Genomic DNA, 17,475 nt, shown 5'->3' on the forward strand with positions numbered 1-17,475 from the left:
ACGGCGCCGGGCCGTCCTGCTGCACGGACCGGGCCGGCGCCGGCCGCGCGGGATCTGCCGTTCGGCAGATGTGCCGGACGGCCTCACCAGGAATGCTGAACACCAGAACATCCAAGGAGGAAGCGTCATGACACAGGTGACCGAGAGCGCGTCATTACGGCGGGCGGACCGTGTACCGGAGACGGTGCGCCGCCGGTTCAACTGGCCGCACCTGATCGGCTACGCGGCCTTTCTGGCGCTGCTCGTCTACGGGCTCGCCCACACCTACTGGGCCTTCGGCGGAGCCAACTTCCCCTTCGGCGCCGACGACGCCAACCCGGAGTACTCCGCCTTCGAGCACGTCGGCCGCGCCCAGCTGGCACCGTGGCTCGCCGGCGGCTTCCTGTTCAGCGCAGGCGTGGCCCTGCTGCTCGCGCTGCCCGGTCGCCGCCGGATTCCCACGCCCGTGCTGCTCGGCGCCGCTGGGCTGTCCGCCGCCGCGGTGTTCTGCACCCTCGCCGACTTCCGCATCCTCGGCAATCTCGCCTACGTCTTCATGCTGAGGTTCAGCGCCATCAACTGGACCGTGATCAACCAGTTGTTCGCGGTGGTCTCGGTGGGCCTCCTGGTCGCGTCCGCGGTCGCCTACCAGCGCCGCACCTCCGGCGCGTGCACCGGCTGCGGACGCACCGACTCGGGCGCCGGCTGGACCTCGCCGGAGTCGGCCGCCCGCTGGGGCAGGAAGGCCGTGTACACGGCGGTCGTCGTCCCCCTGCTGTACGCCAGCACCCGGTGGGCCTGGGCCCTGGGCTTCCCGCTCGGCATCTCCGACAAGCTCTGGGAGGAGGGCAAGGAGGACAACCTCTGGATCTTCGGTGCCGCTCTCGCCACCATGGGAGCGCTCGGTTCGCTGCTCACCCTCGGCCTGGTGCAGCGCTGGGGCGAGGTCTTCCCGCGCTGGGTGGTGGGGCTCAGGGGCAAGCGGGTGCCGCCGGCCCTGGCCATCGTCCCCGCCACACTCGTTTCCGTCATGGTGACGATCGCCGGGATCATGTACATCCGCCTGCACTTCCAGGGCTCCTTCGACAACCAGAAGGAAGACTGGGGCGCCACGGTCCCGGAGATGGTCTGGCCGGTGTGGGGCGTGGCCCTGGCGGCCGCCGCTCTCGCCTATTACTTCCGACGGCGGGGTATGTGCAAGCGCTGCGGCCGGGGATGAGCACGCACCGCAAAAGGCCCGGAACCGAGAAGTCGGTTCCGGGCCTTTTTGGTTTCCCCCGGATTCGGGCTGCGGATTCCGGATTTCGAATCCCTCGATACAGGGTTGAGTGAGAGTCGCCGAATTCGTTGAATGGGGTGCCCGGGTTTCCGGGTTACCACCCATCAGGAGGTAGAAGACATGAGGAAGCTGGCTTCAGCGATCGGTGCCGGCGTGGCCGGGCTCGCCCTGCTCGGTGCCGCGCAGGGCAGCGCGCAGGCGGCCCCCCAGGCGGTGCCGAGCTGTGTGGTGGGCGAGGCGAGGTACCTGGTCTCGATGTTCGTCTACATCACCAACAACTGCAGCTCCACCCAGCAGGTGAAGGTCAAGTACACCAAGGGCGGAGTGACAGTGATTCCCGACGTGTGCCACACGGTCGAGCCGGGACAGACGGTCACGACCAGCACCCCCGTCTGGATCGCCGACCGCTATGTGGGCCTCGTCTCCTGCTGAGCCACACCCCGAACACGGTTCGGCCCGGAACCAGATGCTGGTTCCGGGCCGAACCGCGTTACCTGTATGGGCCGTTCAGGCCGCCCGGCGGAAGCTGCGGATCGCCAGGGGCGCGGTGAGGGCCACGAGCCCCACACAGGCGCCCAGCGTCGCCAGCACCGTGCTGAGCCGGGGGTCGCCGAGTGCCAGGTCGCGGGCCGCCGTGATGGCGTGCGACATCGGATTGACCTCGGCGAAGCCCTTGAGCCAGCCGGGGAGGCCCTCGGTCGGCACGAAGGCGTTGGAGGCGAAGAGCAGCACCATGTTCACCATGCCGCCGATGGGCTGCAGGGCTTCCGGGCGGCGTACCCAGGCGGAGAGCGCCATGAACAGCCAGCCCAGGGACCAGCCGAGCACGATGGCGATCAGCGCCGCGCCGAGCGAGCCGAGCACTCCGCCGTCCGGGCCGAACCCGAACACCAGCGTGGCCGCCACCAGCATGACCAACATGTTGACGACGTTGAGCGCGGTGTCCGCGACGCTCCGCCCGATCAGGACCGAACCGGTGTGGATCGGCATCGCCTTGAAACGGGCGATGATCCCGTTGTTCATCTCCGTCGTCAGCGCCACCCCTGACTTCAGCCCCGCGCTGATCGAGCCGGTGACGAGGAACGCCGGCAGCAGGTAGTCGATGTAGCTGACGCCCGCGGGGAACGCCGAGGTCTGCGAGACGCTCTTGAACACCTGGCTGAACACGGTCAGCATCAGGATGGGTTCGAGAACGCCCGGCAGAACCATGGTGGGTTCGCGCAGCACCCGCAGCGACCGCCCGGACAGGACGGAGATCTGCCGCAGCACGCCCGTCCCGCCGAACCGCGGGGGCGGGAGCGGGCCGGGGGGCGCGGGCCGGGCCGCGGGCCGGGCCTCGGGGTGGGGAGTGATGGTCATCGGGACATCCCTGCCTAGCGTCCGGTGGAGTGGTTCAGGGCCATGTACACGTCGTCCAGTGAGGGCTCGGAGAACGCGAGCCCCGCGAGCTCCACGCCGGCCTCGTCGGCGGCCCGGACCACGCGGGCCAGCGCGGTGGAGTCCATGGCGGGCATCGTGAGCACGAGACCGTCCGCCTCGTGCCCGGGCGTGAGTCCCGCCGCCCGCATCGCCTCCATGGCCCTGAGGCGGTCGTCGGCGCCCCGCACGGTGACGGAGACGGAGCGGTGTCCGATCCTGGTCTTCAGCTCCTCCGTGGTGCCCGCGGCGATGACTCGGCCGGCCGCGAGCACCGTGATCGAGTCCGCCAGGAAGTCGGCCTCCTCCAGGTACTGGGTGGTCAGCAGTACGGTGGTGCCCTCCTGGACGAGGCGCTGCACCACGTCCCACAGGGCCCGGCGGGCGGCGGGGTCGAGCCCGGTGGTCGGCTCGTCGAGGAAGATCACCTCGGGCTGCCCGACCAGGCTGGCCGCCAGGTCCAGGCGCCTGCGCATGCCGCCCGAGTAACTCTTCGCCTTGCGGCCCGCGGCCTCGGTGAGCGAGAAGAGTTCGAGCAACTCCTCGGCGCGGGCCGCCGCCTGGGCACGCGAGGCGCCGAGCAGCCGTGCGATGAGCACCAGGTTGGCGTGCCCGGAGAGCGTCTCGTCGACGGCCGCGTACTGGCCGGTGAGGCCGATGCGACGGCGGACCTCCTCGGCGTGCCGGGTGACGTCGAGTCCCGCCACCCGGGCCTGGCCCGACGTCGGGAGCGAGAGGGTGCTCAGAATGCCGACCAGCGTCGTCTTCCCGGCGCCGTTGTGCCCGAGCAGCCCCAGGACCGTGCCCTGGGGCACCGTGAGGCTCACCCCGTCGAGAGCTCTCGTCGACCCGAACGACTTCGTCACGTCGGAGACTTCGATCATCATCGTGTCCATGGAATGCCCTTTGCTCGATTCCGGAAGCCCACCACCGGCCGTCGGGCGTTTTCAGGGATGACCGAAAGGGACCACGTGGGCCGTCACCTACAGACGTACGGTATCCACGGCGCCCGCAATTCTGGAGGGCCGATCAGAACTCTCGAACTGGCCTTGCGGAATTGCGGAATCGCGGAACGGCGGAGATCCGGAGATTCCGAAAAGGGAAATCCCCGTTCAGCCGAGGGGGAGGACGGCGGTCACCCGCCAGCCGCCCTCCTCGTGACCGCCGAAGTCGAGGCTTCCCCCCAGTGCCCTGGCACGTTCGGCGAGCCCTTCCAGGCCCGTTCCGCCCGTACCGCCGCGCCGGCCCCGCTCGCCGAGCGGCCCTGAGCCCGACTCGCTGAGGGACGGAGCGCCGTTGGTCACGGACACGGTGAGCACCGGCACCCGGCCGGACGACTCGGGCAGCACGGACACGCGCACCCAGGGCGTGGTCCCGGCATGCCGCCGGACATTGGTCAGCGCCTCCACCACCACCCGGTGGGCGGTGCTCGCCACTTCGCGGGGGACCCGGGCGACCTGGTCGGACGACAGGTCGATGTCCAGCCGCACCTCGGCCCGGCCGGCGTCCCGGAACCGGTCGATGACGTCCACGATGTCGGGGAGCCCGTAGGCCTGCGGCTGCCCTTCGCCCGCCTCGCCCCGAGCGGCGGCAGCCGTCCCGTCGGAGGCGTCGAGCATGTGGACGGTGCGGTCCATCGAGCCGAGGGCCTGGAGGCCGGACGCCTCGATCTGCCGGAGGATCGGCAGGACCTTCTCCGGCTGGTCCGCGCCGACCACCTGCGCGGCCTGGGCGAGCACCACGATTCCCGACACGTCGTGGGCCACGAAGTCGTGCAGATCACGCGCGAGTTGGAGCCGCTGGTTGCGGCGGGCCTCGTGCACGGACCGGACCCTGCGCGACTCCAGAGCGCGCAGGTAGCCTCCCACGGCGGCCGCTGCGACGGCACCGAGGGCGAAGAACGCGCTCTGCGCGGCGGCCTCCAGGGCGGTCGGGGGCACCTGGAGACGCAGGAGCATGGTCGACGCCAGGATCCCGAGCACGGTGCACAGCGCGACGGCCGTCCGGACTTCGGCGTACCGGGCGACGAGACAGACCAGCAGCAGGGTGGCCGCGATCTCCACCAGAGTGACGACACCGGTCGCCTGCTCCCGGGCCGGCGGGTCGCCGAAGACGGTGCCCAGGGTGGCGCTCACGGCCACCACGACGGCGGCCGTCGGGACGACGCGGCCCCTGGCGTGCAGGCCGGTCACGGCGAGCGCGCCGAGGATCGACACCGCCATGGGGAGGGCCGCGCGCCAGCCCGCCGAGGGACCGACGAACAGGGTGGCCACCACCGCGCCGGCCGCCAGGGCCGCGCAGACCGGCCCGACGACCTGGCTCCGCAGACGGCTCTGGACGTGGTTCCCGGTGCGCGTGGCCATTCCGGCGATGCTACCGATCCGCTCAATTCCCTTGTTCCAGAAGTCACTTGTGCCGCCGCTTCTGGCAGCTTCCTGAGGAACGGAGCGGTGGCCCGGGGCTGGAATGCGTCTCCAGACCCCCGTCCTGTCAGTTAGCTGCCATCGGGGAGACCTGTCCGCGGCTTCTTCGTAACCATCTCCAGGGTGCCCGGAGGAACAGGGGGCGACGACAGTCCGGTCAGGAGGCCGAGGTGCCTGGTGAGCGTGAGTCGGAACTGCAACGGCTGTTGCCGCAGTGGCATTTCAGGGAAGTTCACCGCATCGCCGTACCCGGCACCGCCGCGGAGGTGATGCGTGCCGCGCACGCGACGACCTGGCCCGAGGCGCCGCTCGCCCGCGCGCTGATCGCGATCACCGGGGCGGACATCTCGGCGGAGCGTCGTATCGTCTCCGACTTCCTGCGCGAGATGGGAGAGGTGATCCCCACCGGCGACGACGAGTTCCTGCTCGCCGCGGTGCAGGGCTCCGGCGATGTGGCCCGGCCACCGGGCACCGTCGCCGAGATTCTGACGGAATGTGATCAGCCGGGAATTCTGAAGATCGGGATGAACGTCCGTCACGCGGGCGGCCTGCTCACCACGGAGACCCGCATCCTCGCCACGGACGAGCGCACCCGCCGCAGGTTCGCGCTCTACTGGCTCTTCATCAGGTTCGGCAGCGGACTGACCCGCATGTCCATGCTCCGAGCCATCCGCGCCCGAGCCCTGCGCGAGGCGCCGACGCGCTGACCTGCGGCGTCCTAGGCCCTGGGTGTGCTGTCCCGGCAGGTTGGTGACGGGACAGCGCACCTAGGGTCTGTTGCGAAAGTGGCGCCCGCCACGTCCCGCGCTCCGCCCGCCCGCCCGCGGCACAGGTCCCGCCCGGCGGATCACGCCGCACGGGCGGTGTCCGCACGCCCGTCGCCCCCGCTCACCCGTGCCGACGCGGCACCGCCGGTCTCCTGTACCCCGCTCCGCCGGACCTGCCCCGGCGGAGCGCCGTCATGTCAGCGGGCAGTCGCTGCCACACCCGAGGTGGGCAGATGTGCCCGCAGCCCAGGCGCGTCGCCTCGAACGCACCCGCGCTCAGCCGGCGCCGGCGGGCCAGGGCCACCCTCGTTCAGGTCGTCGTCCTCGCGGTGCAGAGGTCGGAGCGGCCGGAGCGGTCGGAGCGGCGAGACACCCGGTCGCCGGGGCGGTACCGGTCCGTGTCCGCGACCCGCAGGCCGGCGCGGAGCGCCTCAACGGCCATCTGCCGCAGCTCGGGCACGTCCCCCACCGTCTCGGGCACCTCTCCCACGGCGAACATCCGGTCGAGGAGAACCTGTTCCTCGTCGCTGTTCCGCCACGGGCGGCCCCTGCTGCTCGGCCCGTTCGCGGTCGGGCGCGTGCGCCGCCGGGACGACTGGCGTCCTCGGCGGCCGGGTCGCGCTAGGGCCTGTTGCGAAAGTCCCGCCTGCCCCGCGACGCCATGCACGTACTCTCGCCGCACCGGGCGCAGGCCCACGTACAACCAGTACGAGGGCCTGCCCGGCACGCCGAGAGTACGCACCTACGCGGACATCAGCCGCTGCCGCGGCGGGCGCGGGGCCCGCCCTCCGGGCGGACGACGGGACTTTCGCAACAGGCCCTAGACGCCCGCCCGGGCGCCGTGCGCGCCTGGAACCGCGCCTGCGGCGGGGCGAGCCCCGCGAGTTCGGCGCGCGCAGCGCGAGGTCGAAGGCGACCCAGGCGTCCATGCTGCGGCCTGCTCGCCACTGGCCGCGCGCGGGCCGCCCGGCGCCGGTGCCGGCGCCGGTGCCGCCGACGCCGGGAGCCGGCAGCACGGCGCCGCCCCGCACGGCGCCGCGGGGCGGGCCACGCCGCGGGCGGCGTCGCGGGCGAGGTCCAGCAGGGACGCAGAGACGCGCGGCGACGCCGGCGAGGTGGCCGGCGCCTCGACGGGCAACTCCTCCCGGTCTCGGGCGAACGGGAGGGCGTAGCGCCCTTCGCGGTCCGGACCGCGATGCGGCACCGGTTCGGTGTCCTCGGGCAGGGCCCGGGCCCAGGGCCGGAAGGGCGCTGCGGCGCGGCCGCCGTAGCTGAGACACAACGGCGTCCGCTCGCCAGGGACGCAGGGACGCAGGGACGCAGGGACGCAGGGACGCAGGGACGCGCGGCGACGCCGGCGAGGTGGCCGGCGCCTCGACGGGCAACTCCTCCCGGTCTCGGGCGAACGGGAGGGCGTAGCGCCCTTCGCGGTCCGGACCGCGATGCGGCACCGGTTCGGTGTCCTCGGGCAGGGCCCGGGCCCAGGGCCGGAAGGGCGCTGCGGCGCGGCCGCCGTAGCTGAGACACAACGGCGTCCGCTCGCCAGGGACGCAGGGACGCAGGGACGCAGGGACGCAGGGACGCAGGGACGCGCGGCGACGCCGGCGAGGTGGCCGGCGCCTCGACGGGCAACTCCTCCCGGTCTCGGGCGAACGGGAGGGCGTAGCGCCCTTCGCGGTCCGGACCGCGATGCGGCACCGGTTCGGTGTCCTCGGGCAGGGCCCGGGCCCAGGGCCGGAAGGGCGCTGCGGCGCGGCCGCCGTAGCTGAGACACAACGGCGTCCGCTCGCCAGGGACGCAGGGACGCAGGGACGCGCGGCGACGCCGGCGAGGTGGCCGGCGCCCCGCCGGGCAACTCCTCCCGGTCCCGGGCGAACGGGAGGGCGTAGCGCCCTTCGCGGTCCGGACCGCGATGCGGCACCGGTTCGGTGTCCTCGGGCAGGGCCCGGGCCCAGGGCCGGGAAGGGCGCCGCGGCGCGGCCGCCGCGGCTGAGACACAACGGTGTCCGCTCGGCTCGCGGCCGGGGCAGTGGCCGGATCAGCGGCCCGGCCATGGCGGCTCCTTCGACAGGGCCGGCGGTGACAGGGGGAACGCACGGCCGGTGACACGGGTGCCGTACCGGCGGCAGCCGCACCGCGCCCCGGCGGCCACCAAATCTTCGATCCCCCGAGATGACGCTCGGCGACCACCGGTACCGGGAGAGTGACGGCCGACGGTGACATCCGGCCGCCGCCGTCATCGAATGCCGATTTCTCCTGGCACTTCCGGGTCGGCGGAAGAGTGGCCGAAAGCAGCGCAACGCATTATTCAATTCTTCTCATTGCAAACTCTCGAACGTGGGGCCGAATTGGTCGCCGAAAGGCCTTGTTGGTGCGATTCCGCGACGCTTAGGGTCAAGTCGAATTCGATGACAGCGCCAGGAAGGAGAGCTCCGTGGCCAATCCATTCGAGGATGACAACGCCGAGTACCACGTGCTCGTGAACGACGAGGGCCAGCATTCGCTCTGGCCCGCTTTCGCCGAGATCCCGGCGGGCTGGCGGTCCGTGCATGGCGCGGCCGCCCGTCAGGAGTGCCTCGACCACGTGAACGAACACTGGACCGACATGCGTCCGCGCAGCCTCGCCGAGGCCATGGCCGCCCAGTCGTCCTGAAACAGAGCTGCAACTCCTGCGTCGGCCATATGACGACCGAACCACCTAGGAGAAAAGAACCATGTCGACCATCACCAGCGACCGCCGCGCGGCCATCAAGGAAATAGTCTGCGACATCCTTGAGCTCGAAGAGGACGAGGTCACGGAAACCAGCCTCTTCATCGACGACCACGGTGCCGACTCGCTGCGCGCCATCGAAATCCTGGCCTCCTTGGAGAAGGAGTTCGGCATCACCATCGACCAGTCCGAGCTGGCTCAGATGATCAACCTCGAGGCGGTCTACAAGGTGGTCGCCGAGGCGCCCGTCCGCTGACCCGTGCCCAGCAGCTCTGTCGATCCCAAGGTCTGAAGGGGAAACAGATGTCCTCAGCAAGCCCCGGCGCCGGAACCGGGAAACGCCGGGTGGTTCTCACCGGCTTCGGAGTGATCTCCAGTATCGGTATCGGGGCCGAGGAATTCACCGGCAGTCTGCGGGCGGGCCGTAGCGGCGTCAGTCCGATATCGGTGTTCGACGTAGAGGGCTTCGCGCACGTCAACGGGTGCGAGGTCACGGGGTTCGAACCCGAGCAGTGGATCTCCCGCACTCCCCTGCGGGAGCTGGGGCGCGCCAGCCGCTTCGCCGTCGCGGCGGCGCGGATGGCGGTGCAGGACGCTGGTCTGGATCCGGTGGAACTCGCCGGCCGACGGGGACTGATCTCCGTCGGCACCACGGACGGCGAGTCCTACGAACTGGACCAGCTGGTGGCCGCCGAACTCGCCGACGGTCCGCAGAACATGGACCCCCAGATCGTCCGGCGAGTCTCGGCGGCCAGGCTCTCCACGGCCATCGCACAGGAACTTGACCTCACCGACGTCGAGGCCCCCACCATCGCGACCGCCTGCTCCGCGGGCAACTACGCCATCGGCTACGGCTTCGACGCGGTGAGCTCGGGGGAGGTGGAGTTCGCGCTGTGCGGCGGTGCCGACGCGATGTGCCGCAAGACCTTCACCGGCTTCTACCGCCTCGGCACCATCGCCCCCGAGCACTGCCAGCCCTTCGACATCGACCGCAAGGGCATCCTCACCGGCGAGGGCGCCGGCGTCCTGGTCCTGGAGAGCCTGGACTCCGCACTGGCCCGCGGCGCCACCATCTACGCCGAGGTACTCGGCTACGGCCTCAACTGCGACGCGTACCACCAGGTCGCGCCCAACGGCGACAGCGTCGCGCAGTGCATGAGCATCGCCCTGGCGAACGCCGGGGTGAAGCCCGAGGAGGTCGACCTGATCTCGGCCCACGGCACCGGCACCAAGGCCAACGACATCACCGAGGCCGGAGCCATCCGCAAGGTGTTCGGCGCCGCGACCCCGCGCACCATCTCCCTGAAGTCGATGCTCGGTCACACCATGGGCGCCGCGAGCGCGCTCGGGGCGATCGCCTGCGGTCTCGCCATCACCCACGGCTTCATCCCGCCGACCATCAACCACCACCGCACCGACCCGGAGTGCGAGATCGACTGCGTGCCCAACCACGCCGTCGACGCCGACCTCAGGATCGTCCAGAACAACGGCCTCGCCTTCGGCGGCAACAACGCCATCGTGATCCTCGGCAAGTACGAGGAGGACGGTGACCTCCGATGACGTACCCGATCCTCGGCATCGGGGCGGTCGCCGGCATCGGCGCCGACCCCGACGCGATCTTCGACAGCCTCTGCGCCGGCCGCAGCGGACTCGCGCCGCTGCGCGCCTTCGACCGCTCCCGCTTCAACGCCCAGCAACTCTTCGAGATCGACGACCGGCAGACCGACGGCGTCGACGAACCGGGCCGTGCCACCCGCTTCCTCGTCGAGGCGATCCGGCAGGCCGCCGAGGACGCGGGACTGCCCGAGGACCTCGCGGGCATCCCGGTGCTCGTCGGCACCGGCCTGCGCGAACTGCGGACCCTGGAGCTGTGGTGGCGCGACGGCGTCCCGCTCGACTCCGACGGACTGCACTTCGAGAACGCGCTGCGGCGCCACTTCGGCGCCATCGACACCCACACCTTCGCGGGCGCCTGCTCGGCCTCCCTGTACGCCCTCGCGCTCGCCTGGGACCTGCTGGAACTCGGTGAGGCGGAGACGGTCGTCGTGGCCGGCTGCGACGTGGTCACGGAGAGCATGTTCGGCCAGGCCGACCGGGTCCAGTTCGATCCGCCGTCCTCGGTACGCCCCTTCGACAAGGACCGCCAGGGCACCATCCTCGGCGAGGGCGCCGCAGCCGTCGTCCTGAGCCGTTCCGCCCCCGCCGGCCGCCCGGTCCGCGGCCGGCTGCGCTCGGTGGCCGTCAACTGCGACGCCCACCACCAGACCGCTCCCGACCCGGACGGTGTCGAGGACGCCGTCCGCCAGGCACAGGCACAGGCCGAGGTCACGCCCGCGGACATCGACCTGGTGGTGCTCCACGGCACCGGCACCCCCCTCAACGACCGCACGGAGGCCGCCGTGACCGCGCGGGTCTTCGACGGCCCCGGACCTGCCCTCACCGGCATCAAGTCGCTGACCGGACACACCTCCGGCTCGGCCGGGCTGCTCAGCCTGATCGTGGCCCTGTGCTCCCTGGACCGAGGCCTGGTGCCGCCCATCGCGGGCCTGGCCGAGCCGCTGCCCGAGGCCGCGGAACTGCGGCTGGTGGCCGGCGAGCCCCTGGCGGCGCCGGTGCGCCTGGCCCAGATCAACAGCTTCGGCTTCGGCGGCGTCAACGCCGTCGCCATCGTGGGAGGTGCCGCATGACGCTCGCCGTCACCGGGGTCGCCGTCGCCCTGCCCGGCGCGGCCGACGCGCGCGCCCTGCTGCACACCGCCCGCCCCGGCGCCGACCCGGTCGACCCCACGGCCCTGATCGGCAGGAAGGGGCTGCGCTTCAAGGACCGGGCCACCCAGCTGGGACTGCACCTCGCCCACGCGGCGCTCACCGACGCCGGAGTCCTCCAGGACGGCGAACTGACCGTCCCCTCGGGCCGGTTGGGCACCGTGGTCAGCTCGAACCTCGGCAACGTGGACACCGTGTGCCGGGCCGTGGAGACCATAGCCAAGGAGTCCACCAGCGCCCTCAGCCCGATGGACACCCCCAACGCCTCCAGCAACATCATCGCCTCGGAGACCGCGATCCGCTACGGACTGCGCGGGCCCAACCTGACGGTGTGCAACGGACGTTCCTCGGGTCTGGACGCGATCCGCTGGGCCGCCCTGATGCTCCGTACCGGCCGCGCCGACCACATCCTGGTCACCGGCGTCGAACCGGACAACGAGGTGACCCGGCGGCTCGTCGACGGACCGGTGGCCGACGGCGGCGCCGCCCTCGTCCTCAGCCGCGACGCCTCCACCCGCGCCAAAGCCCTGCTCGGCCCGGTGCTGCGCACCGCCCGGCCGGCCGACACCGCCGAGCGGCTCACGCGGCAGGCGCCCGGGGGAGAGCTCTGGCTCAGCACCGAGGAACACCCCGTGCCCGGGGCCGCGCGACGGATCGCGCTCACCGGCTGGGGCGAACTCTCCGGCGCCCTCGGTGTGGTGCAGTGCGCCGCCGCGGCCGGTTGGTTCGCCGAGGGACACAACGGTCCGGCGTACGCCCTGGCCGGTGCGGCCGGAGCGGTCCTGCTCGCCCCGGAGCGCACCCCATGACGAACGTGGTGCTGCTCCACGGGCTCGCCAACAACGAGGCGATCTGGGCGCCGCTCGCCGGGCACTGGCGGGCCGGCCTGGACATCCACGCGCCCCGGCTGCCCTGGCACGGTGGCGGGATCGCCGACTGGCGCCACGAGACCGACTCGGCGGCCCGGCTCCAGGACGTGCTCGACGCGATTCCCGGCGGTGCGGGCGTGGTGGTCGCCCACTCCTTCAGCTCGCTGGTCCTCCTCGAACTGCTCAGCCGCCGGGCCGCCGCCGCCGACCCGCTGGACGTACCGGCCGTCGTCCTCGTCAACCCCTTCTACCGCAGCGACGCGGAGTCGTTCCACTGGAACATGATCGCCCCGACCCTGGACGACTTCCCGCGCACCATGGCCGAGTCCATCCGGCTGCGGACGTCCGGCCACACCATCGAGCCGGAGCTCCTCGCGGACATGGCCCGGCGCATGACCGAGTGGATCGGCCCCTACGGCTGGCTCCGTTTCTTCGACACCTATCTGCGCACCCCGCTGTTCCGGGTGGACCTGGTCGAGGCCCCCGCCCTGGTGATCGGCGGCGCGGCCGACCGGTCCGCACCCGCCGCGGAGGCACGCCACCTCGCCGCCCGGCTGCCGGCCGGAGAGTCGGTGACGGTGCCCGGCTGCGGTCACTTCCCGATGCTCGAACGGCCCGACTGGTTCACCGGCGCCGTGCACGCCTTCCTCGACCGGATCCCGGATCGCACCCGGCCCCTGGCAGGCACCCGGCCCCTGGCAGGCACCTGACCCCGCCACGGCCGGATCCCGTCCGCCCCGATACGCCCCGACACGAAGGAGTCCGTGATGGGCCCGATGCCCCATCCTGCTGTCACGGCGCTGCTGGAGACCCCGACGACGGGGCGGCTGCGCCCCCTCTTCGAAGGCAACAACATCAGCTTCGCCATCGGCTTCAAGCACATCAACTACGTTGCCGAGGCAGCGGTCCTGAACCACTTCCGGGAGGCGGGGCTGCCCGTCGGCGACCTCTACCGGCGCTACGGGCTGGGGTTCGACGTGGTCGACATCCACTCCCGGCTCGGCGCGCTGCTCGCCGTCGACGACGAGGTGGAGGCGGTCGTCACCCCGGCCACCAAGGACGCCGCGGACCGGCTCCGCTTCAAGGTCGAGCTGTTCGTCGAGCGCGACGGCAAGCGCGTCAAGTGCGCGGGCTCCACGATCGTGGTGGCGCTGCGCGTCGACGACCACATCAAGCCCGAGGAGCCCTGGCCGGCCGGCCTCGAACGGTTCACCACCGCCCGCCTGGGCACCGGGGACCGCCTGGAGATCGCGGCCACCCCGCGGCCGTACGGCGAGTTCACCGCGGGCCGCGGCACCAGCGCCGACCCCGTCCTGAGCGAACTCATCGGCGAGACCAACGCGTTCGGCTGGCGCTGGCGGATGGGCTACTTCTACTGCCACTTCAACGAGCGCGTCCAGATGTCCGGCTTCCTGCGGGTGATGGAGGAGGTGGAGGACCTCTTCCTCGCCGACCGGGGCCTGGCCATCAAGGAGGTCCTCGACACCCGCGGCTGGATCCCCGTGGTCACCCAGTCCCGTATCGAACTCCTCGACGAGACGATCATGGAGGAGGAGCTCTACACCGTCTACACCGTCGAGAACGTCTTCAAGACGCTGCTCTACACCACCCGCATGGACTGCTACGTACTGCGCGACGGGCAGCTGGTGAAGACCGCCACCGGCACCATCACCCACGGCTACCTCCACGAAGTGGCGCCCAACCAGTGGGAGATGGCCGAGTTCGACGAGTCCACCGTCACCGCCCTCACCACCCCCCGCAAGGCGGCGTCATGAGTACCCCGGTGACCGACCGGCCGGTGATCACCGGCTGGTCGGCCGTCTCCCCGCACGGCATCGGCGCCGATGCCCTCGCCGAGGGCCTGCGCACCCAGTCCCCCACGGTCGCGCCCGTCGACACCGCACGCTGGAAGGTACCCACCTCCCGGGCCCACCTGGTCCCCGGCTTCGAGACCCGCGAGGTGCTCGGCAAGAAGGGCACCCGCTCCATGGACCGGGTCACCGGCCTCGCCGTGGCCGCCGTGGGCTCCCTGCTCGACCAGCCCGGTTCGGTACGGGAGTCGGAGACCGGGGAACGCGCCGCGCTGGTGCTCGCCACCACCACCGGCAGCGCCGCCAGCATGATGGACTTCACCCGCAGCTCGCTCGAAGGCGCCCGGCCCTACGACGTCGACCCGGCGGTGATGCCCAACGCCGTGATGAACTGCGCGGCCGGCCAGTGCGCCATCTGGTACGGCATCAGGGGCCCCAACACCACGCTCGCCGGCGGCCGCGCGGCCGGACTGCTCGCCCTCAACTACGCGACCCGGCTGCTGTCCTCGGGCCGCGCGGACACCGTGCTCTGCGCCGCCGCCGAGGAGTACTCGGCCGCCCGCCACTGGCTGGAGTGGCACAGCCGGGGCCCCGAAGCCCCGGGCGTCGCGCTCGGCGAGGGCGCGGCCGTGCTTCTGGTCCAGCCCGCCGCCGCGGTCACCCCCGAGCGCCCCGCGCTCGCCGAGATCCTCGCGGTACGCACCCGGGTGGCCACCGGCAAGCAGGCCCGCCCGGCCCTGGAGGCCTGCGTACGCTCCGCCCTGGAGGCCGCCGCGGTGACCCGCGACGACGTGTGGGCCGCGAGCCCGTCGGACGCGCCGGGGCTCCTCGGCCACCTGGAGCGCGAGGTCCTCGGCCAGGTCTGCGGGACCGAGGCGACGGAGCGGGTCCCGGCCGTCGGCCGGCTCGGTGACGTCTCCGCAGCCTCCGGCTCGTTCCAGATCGCCATGGTCCTCGCCACCGCCGCCGCGACCCCCGCGGCCGCCGGCCAGGTCGCCGTGGTGACCTCCGCCGACCGCGACGGCTCCCTCGCCTGCGCGGTGCTGAGACTACGGGACGCCCGATGACCGCCGCGCCACGCGGCCGCGTGAGTCCCGTCGCCGCCGACATACAGGTCCAGGCCCGGACCGCGGAAGGCCTGACGGCCACCGCCTGTGCCGACATCCGGGAGAACGAGCCGGTGTTCGCCGGCCACTACCCCGACTTCCCGATCTTCCCCGGGGTCTGCGTGCTGGAGTGCGTGCAGCGTGCGGCCACCGACGGGGACGCCGCTCCGGACCCCTCCCAGCTCGCCGCCGTGGAGTCGGCGCGGTTCGCCGGAGCCGTCTACCCCGGGGACACCCTCCGCCTCACCCTCAAGTGGCGCCGCACCGAGGCCGGCCTGCGCTGCGACGCGGGTGTCACCACCGACCGCGGCAAGGCCGCCACCGTACGGCTGCGCTACCACGAGCCCGCAGGGGGCACGCGATGACCGCACCCGCACCCGCGCTGCCCCGGGTCACCGACCTGCTGCCGCACCGCTACCCCATGCTGCTCGTGGACCGGGTGACCGAACTCGTCCCCGGCGAGCGGATCCGCACGCTCAAGGCGGTCACCCTCAACGAGCCGTGGTACGCGGCGATCCCACCCGACGCCGCGCCCGGCACCGCGTACGACTATCCGCAGTCCCTGCTCGTGGAGTCCTGGGGCCAGTCGGCCGGACTCCTCGCCTCGGCGGTCGCCGAGGCGCCTTCGGGGCAGGTCATGCTGTTCGGTTCGGTGGCGGACGCCGAGTTCCACCTGCCCGTACTCCCCGGCGACGTGATCGAGCACCGGGTGCGCGTCTCCCGCGCCCTCACCGACTCGGTGATCTTCGAGGGGAGCAGTCATCGCGGCGACGAGACCGTGATGACCGTGACGCGGATGGTGATGGCCTTCCGCCCGGCGGACCGACTCCGCCCCGGCGACCCCGCCGAACCCGCCCCGCCCCCACCGACCGCAGCACCCGGAAGAGAGGCCATCCGATGACCGACACCAGGCCCGTGGCCCTGATCAGCGGGGGTTCCCGGGGCATCGGCCGGGCCGCCGTGCTGAAGCTCGCGGCGGACGGCTACGACATCAGCTTCTGCTTCCACTCCCAAGCGGAGGCCGCCGAGGTCCTCGGCAAGGAGGCCGAGGCACTCGGCGCCCGCGTGCTGCACCGCCGTGTGGACGTGAGCGACGCGGCCGCGGTGCGCGCCTGGGTCACCGAGACCGAACAGGACCTCGGCCCCGTCGAGACGGCCGTCACCTCGGCCGGCATCACCCGCGACAAGGCGCTGGTGATGATGTCCGACGACGAGTGGACGTCGGTCCTGTCCACCAACCTCGACGGCGTCTTCCACGTCTGCCGCGCGGTCGCCTTCGCCATGATGAAGCGCCGTCGCGGCAGCATCACCAACATCTCGTCGGTGGCCGGGGTCTACGGCAACGCCACCCAGACGAACTACGCCGCGTCCAAGGCCGGGATCATCGGCTTCTCCCGATCCCTCGCCAAGGAGGTCGGCCGCTACGGCATCCGCGTCAACACCGTGGCACCCGGCTTCGTCGACACCGACATGGTGGCCGCCGTCACCGAGCGGGTCCGCGACGAGGCACTCGCGGGCGTCGCGCTGGGCCGGATGGGCACCGCCGACGAGGTCGCCGAACTCATCTCCTTCCTCGCCTCCGAACGCGCGAGCTACATCACCGGATCCGTGGTCCAGATCGACGGGGGGATCGCACTGTGAGCACCGCTCACCGCAGGAAGAAGCACCCCAGATGGTACTTCTCGCTGCGCAGCCCGTACTCGTGGTTCGCCTACCGCGACCTCAGTGAGAAGCACCCGGACGTCCTCGACCTGATCGAGTGGATTCCCTACTGGGAGCCGGACGACGAGTCCACCCGGCTGCTCGCCGAGGCCGGCGTCACCCTTCCGGTGATGCCCATGCACCGCTCCAAGAACTTCTACATCCTGCGTGACGCGCGCCGCTGGGCGCATGCCCGCGGCTGGCAGGTGACCTGGCCGGTCGACCGCGCCCCGCACTGGGAGGTGTCCCACCTCGCCTACCTCGCGGCCGACGAGCAGGGCCTGGGGCGGCAGTTCGTCGACCTCGCCTACCGGGCGCGCTGGAACCAGGGCCTGGACCTCGCGGAGCGCGAGACCATCGTCGGCATCGCGGGCGAGCTCGGCCTCGACCCGGCGATCGCCGACTCGGCCGACGACCCCGACCTGCGGATCAAGGGCGTGGAGTGCCTGATCGCGGCCTATCACGACGACGCCTTCGGGGTGCCGTTCTTCATGCACGGCCGCGAGGCGTTCTGGGGCGCCGAGCGGGTCGGGGCGTTCGTGGCCGCCGTGCGCGGTGAGCAGTGGGACGGCACCAGCGACGCCCCGTTCGACGCGCCCCCGTTCACCGCCGCCCCGGACGGCAGCCGCCCGGCCTGACAGGAGAGAGC

At 72.1% G+C, this 17,475-nt stretch carries 19 protein-coding genes; 15 read left to right on the forward strand and 4 right to left on the reverse strand.

The genetic code is table 11. From position 1 onward, the window contains the following. Positions 1 to 127 precede the first annotated feature (127 nt). Together Q4V64_RS36840 and Q4V64_RS36845 are read left to right on the forward strand one after the other, a co-directional pair. The gene (locus tag Q4V64_RS36840) at positions 128 to 1,198 is read left to right on the forward strand and encodes a hypothetical protein (protein WP_124442779.1); all 1,071 of its coding nucleotides are present in this window, start codon (positions 128 to 130) and stop codon (positions 1,196 to 1,198) included. 180 nt (positions 1,199 to 1,378) lie between these two features. After that, positions 1,379 to 1,690 carry a hypothetical protein gene (locus tag Q4V64_RS36845; protein WP_124442780.1) on the forward strand — a complete coding sequence of 104 codons (312 nt, stop codon included), beginning with the start codon at positions 1,379 to 1,381 and terminating at the stop codon, positions 1,688 to 1,690. Between the two features lie 75 nt (positions 1,691 to 1,765). On the opposite strand, the gene Q4V64_RS36850 is transcribed toward Q4V64_RS36845, so the two are convergent. From Q4V64_RS36850 to Q4V64_RS36860, 3 genes are all read right to left on the reverse strand, one after another. Further along, positions 1,766 to 2,617, reverse strand: coding sequence for an ABC transporter permease (locus Q4V64_RS36850; protein WP_124442781.1), 852 nt, complete (start codon positions 2,615 to 2,617; stop codon positions 1,766 to 1,768). A gap of 14 nt (positions 2,618 to 2,631) precedes the next feature. Beyond that, a complete protein-coding gene (locus Q4V64_RS36855; RefSeq protein WP_124442782.1) occupies positions 2,632 to 3,570 on the reverse strand; it encodes an ATP-binding cassette domain-containing protein in 939 nt (312 codons plus the stop codon). A 216-nt stretch (positions 3,571 to 3,786) separates the two neighbouring features. Then, positions 3,787 to 5,037, reverse strand: a complete 1,251-nt coding sequence (locus tag Q4V64_RS36860; RefSeq protein WP_124442783.1) for a histidine kinase — start codon at positions 5,035 to 5,037, stop codon at positions 3,787 to 3,789. Positions 5,038 to 5,267: 230 nt separating this feature from the next. Here Q4V64_RS36860 and Q4V64_RS36865 point away from each other — a divergent pair, with 230 nt between their 5' ends. After that, the gene (locus tag Q4V64_RS36865) at positions 5,268 to 5,804 is read left to right on the forward strand and encodes a hypothetical protein (RefSeq protein WP_124442784.1); all 537 of its coding nucleotides are present in this window, start codon (positions 5,268 to 5,270) and stop codon (positions 5,802 to 5,804) included. Positions 5,805 to 6,174: 370 nt separating this feature from the next. Here Q4V64_RS36865 and Q4V64_RS36870 read toward each other — a convergent pair whose 3' ends face one another. Beyond that, complete coding sequence (locus Q4V64_RS36870) at positions 6,175 to 6,363, reverse strand: hypothetical protein (RefSeq protein ID WP_172629408.1); 189 nt, start codon at positions 6,361 to 6,363, stop codon at positions 6,175 to 6,177. Positions 6,364 to 8,298: 1,935 nt separating this feature from the next. On the opposite strand from Q4V64_RS36870, the gene Q4V64_RS36875 reads away from it, so the two are divergent. The 12 genes from Q4V64_RS36875 (at position 8,299) to Q4V64_RS36930 (ending at position 17,464) form a co-directional block, all read left to right on the forward strand. Then, complete coding sequence (locus tag Q4V64_RS36875; RefSeq protein ID WP_124439086.1) at positions 8,299 to 8,517, forward strand: MbtH family protein; 219 nt, start codon at positions 8,299 to 8,301, stop codon at positions 8,515 to 8,517. A 61-nt stretch (positions 8,518 to 8,578) separates the two neighbouring features. Further along, positions 8,579 to 8,830: an acyl carrier protein gene (locus Q4V64_RS36880; protein ID WP_124439085.1), complete on the forward strand. Its 252-nt coding sequence runs from the start codon at positions 8,579 to 8,581 to the stop codon at positions 8,828 to 8,830. A gap of 47 nt (positions 8,831 to 8,877) precedes the next feature. Beyond that, the gene (locus tag Q4V64_RS36885; RefSeq protein WP_124439084.1) at positions 8,878 to 10,134 is read left to right on the forward strand and encodes a beta-ketoacyl-[acyl-carrier-protein] synthase family protein; all 1,257 of its coding nucleotides are present in this window, start codon (positions 8,878 to 8,880) and stop codon (positions 10,132 to 10,134) included. Then, positions 10,131 to 11,261, forward strand: a complete 1,131-nt coding sequence (locus Q4V64_RS36890) for a beta-ketoacyl synthase N-terminal-like domain-containing protein (protein ID WP_124439083.1) — start codon at positions 10,131 to 10,133, stop codon at positions 11,259 to 11,261. Before Q4V64_RS36885 ends, Q4V64_RS36890 begins: the two co-directional genes overlap by 4 nt. Beyond that, complete coding sequence (locus Q4V64_RS36895; RefSeq protein WP_124439082.1) at positions 11,258 to 12,148, forward strand: beta-ketoacyl synthase N-terminal-like domain-containing protein; 891 nt, start codon at positions 11,258 to 11,260, stop codon at positions 12,146 to 12,148. The genes Q4V64_RS36890 and Q4V64_RS36895 overlap by 4 nt, the downstream gene beginning before the upstream one ends. Next, positions 12,145 to 12,918 carry an alpha/beta hydrolase gene (locus tag Q4V64_RS36900; protein ID WP_124439081.1) on the forward strand — a complete coding sequence of 258 codons (774 nt, stop codon included), beginning with the start codon at positions 12,145 to 12,147 and terminating at the stop codon, positions 12,916 to 12,918. Before Q4V64_RS36895 ends, Q4V64_RS36900 begins: the two co-directional genes overlap by 4 nt. A 57-nt stretch (positions 12,919 to 12,975) precedes the next feature. Continuing rightward, positions 12,976 to 13,983 (forward strand): hypothetical protein, encoded by a 1,008-nt coding sequence (locus Q4V64_RS36905; protein WP_124439080.1) that lies wholly within the window; start codon positions 12,976 to 12,978, stop codon positions 13,981 to 13,983. After that, a complete protein-coding gene (locus Q4V64_RS36910) occupies positions 13,980 to 15,086 on the forward strand; it encodes a beta-ketoacyl synthase N-terminal-like domain-containing protein (RefSeq protein WP_124439079.1) in 1,107 nt (368 codons plus the stop codon). Before Q4V64_RS36905 ends, Q4V64_RS36910 begins: the two co-directional genes overlap by 4 nt. Then, a complete protein-coding gene (locus tag Q4V64_RS36915) occupies positions 15,083 to 15,490 on the forward strand; it encodes a hypothetical protein (RefSeq protein WP_124439078.1) in 408 nt (135 codons plus the stop codon). The genes Q4V64_RS36910 and Q4V64_RS36915 overlap by 4 nt, the downstream gene beginning before the upstream one ends. Next, positions 15,487 to 16,026 carry a 3-hydroxyacyl-ACP dehydratase FabZ family protein gene (locus Q4V64_RS36920; RefSeq protein ID WP_124439077.1) on the forward strand — a complete coding sequence of 180 codons (540 nt, stop codon included), beginning with the start codon at positions 15,487 to 15,489 and terminating at the stop codon, positions 16,024 to 16,026. The genes Q4V64_RS36915 and Q4V64_RS36920 overlap by 4 nt, the downstream gene beginning before the upstream one ends. Further along, positions 16,023 to 16,766, forward strand: coding sequence for a 3-oxoacyl-ACP reductase FabG (gene fabG, locus Q4V64_RS36925; RefSeq protein WP_124439076.1), 744 nt, complete (start codon positions 16,023 to 16,025; stop codon positions 16,764 to 16,766). Before Q4V64_RS36920 ends, fabG begins: the two co-directional genes overlap by 4 nt. Next, the gene (locus Q4V64_RS36930) at positions 16,763 to 17,464 is read left to right on the forward strand and encodes a DsbA family protein (RefSeq protein ID WP_124439075.1); all 702 of its coding nucleotides are present in this window, start codon (positions 16,763 to 16,765) and stop codon (positions 17,462 to 17,464) included. The genes fabG and Q4V64_RS36930 overlap by 4 nt, the downstream gene beginning before the upstream one ends. Positions 17,465 to 17,475: the final 11 nt, after the last annotated feature.

Source organism: Streptomyces sp. NL15-2K, from assembly GCF_030551255.1.
Taxonomy (GTDB): domain Bacteria; phylum Actinomycetota; class Actinomycetes; order Streptomycetales; family Streptomycetaceae; genus Streptomyces.

Bases quoted from the DNA above. Each gene is read 5' to 3' on its own strand.
- Q4V64_RS36840 (WP_124442779.1), top strand. From the start codon at position 128: ATGACACAGGTGACCGAGAGCGCGTCATTACGGCGGGCGGACCGTGTA.
- Q4V64_RS36845 (WP_124442780.1), top strand. From the start codon at position 1,379: ATGAGGAAGCTGGCTTCAGCGATCGGTGCCGGCGTGGCCGGGCTCGCC.
- Q4V64_RS36850 (WP_124442781.1), bottom strand. From the start codon at position 2,617: ATGACCATCACTCCCCACCCCGAGGCCCGGCCCGCGGCCCGGCCCGCG.
- Q4V64_RS36855 (WP_124442782.1), bottom strand. From the start codon at position 3,570: ATGGACACGATGATGATCGAAGTCTCCGACGTGACGAAGTCGTTCGGG.
- Q4V64_RS36860 (WP_124442783.1), bottom strand. From the start codon at position 5,037: ATGGCCACGCGCACCGGGAACCACGTCCAGAGCCGTCTGCGGAGCCAG.
- Q4V64_RS36870 (WP_172629408.1), bottom strand. From the start codon at position 6,363: ATGTTCGCCGTGGGAGAGGTGCCCGAGACGGTGGGGGACGTGCCCGAG.
- Q4V64_RS36880 (WP_124439085.1), top strand. From the start codon at position 8,579: ATGTCGACCATCACCAGCGACCGCCGCGCGGCCATCAAGGAAATAGTC.
- Q4V64_RS36885 (WP_124439084.1), top strand. From the start codon at position 8,878: ATGTCCTCAGCAAGCCCCGGCGCCGGAACCGGGAAACGCCGGGTGGTT.
- Q4V64_RS36890 (WP_124439083.1), top strand. From the start codon at position 10,131: ATGACGTACCCGATCCTCGGCATCGGGGCGGTCGCCGGCATCGGCGCC.
- Q4V64_RS36895 (WP_124439082.1), top strand. From the start codon at position 11,258: ATGACGCTCGCCGTCACCGGGGTCGCCGTCGCCCTGCCCGGCGCGGCC.
- Q4V64_RS36900 (WP_124439081.1), top strand. From the start codon at position 12,145: ATGACGAACGTGGTGCTGCTCCACGGGCTCGCCAACAACGAGGCGATC.
- Q4V64_RS36905 (WP_124439080.1), top strand. From the start codon at position 12,976: ATGGGCCCGATGCCCCATCCTGCTGTCACGGCGCTGCTGGAGACCCCG.
- Q4V64_RS36910 (WP_124439079.1), top strand. From the start codon at position 13,980: ATGAGTACCCCGGTGACCGACCGGCCGGTGATCACCGGCTGGTCGGCC.
- Q4V64_RS36915 (WP_124439078.1), top strand. From the start codon at position 15,083: ATGACCGCCGCGCCACGCGGCCGCGTGAGTCCCGTCGCCGCCGACATA.
- Q4V64_RS36920 (WP_124439077.1), top strand. From the start codon at position 15,487: ATGACCGCACCCGCACCCGCGCTGCCCCGGGTCACCGACCTGCTGCCG.
- fabG (WP_124439076.1), top strand. From the start codon at position 16,023: ATGACCGACACCAGGCCCGTGGCCCTGATCAGCGGGGGTTCCCGGGGC.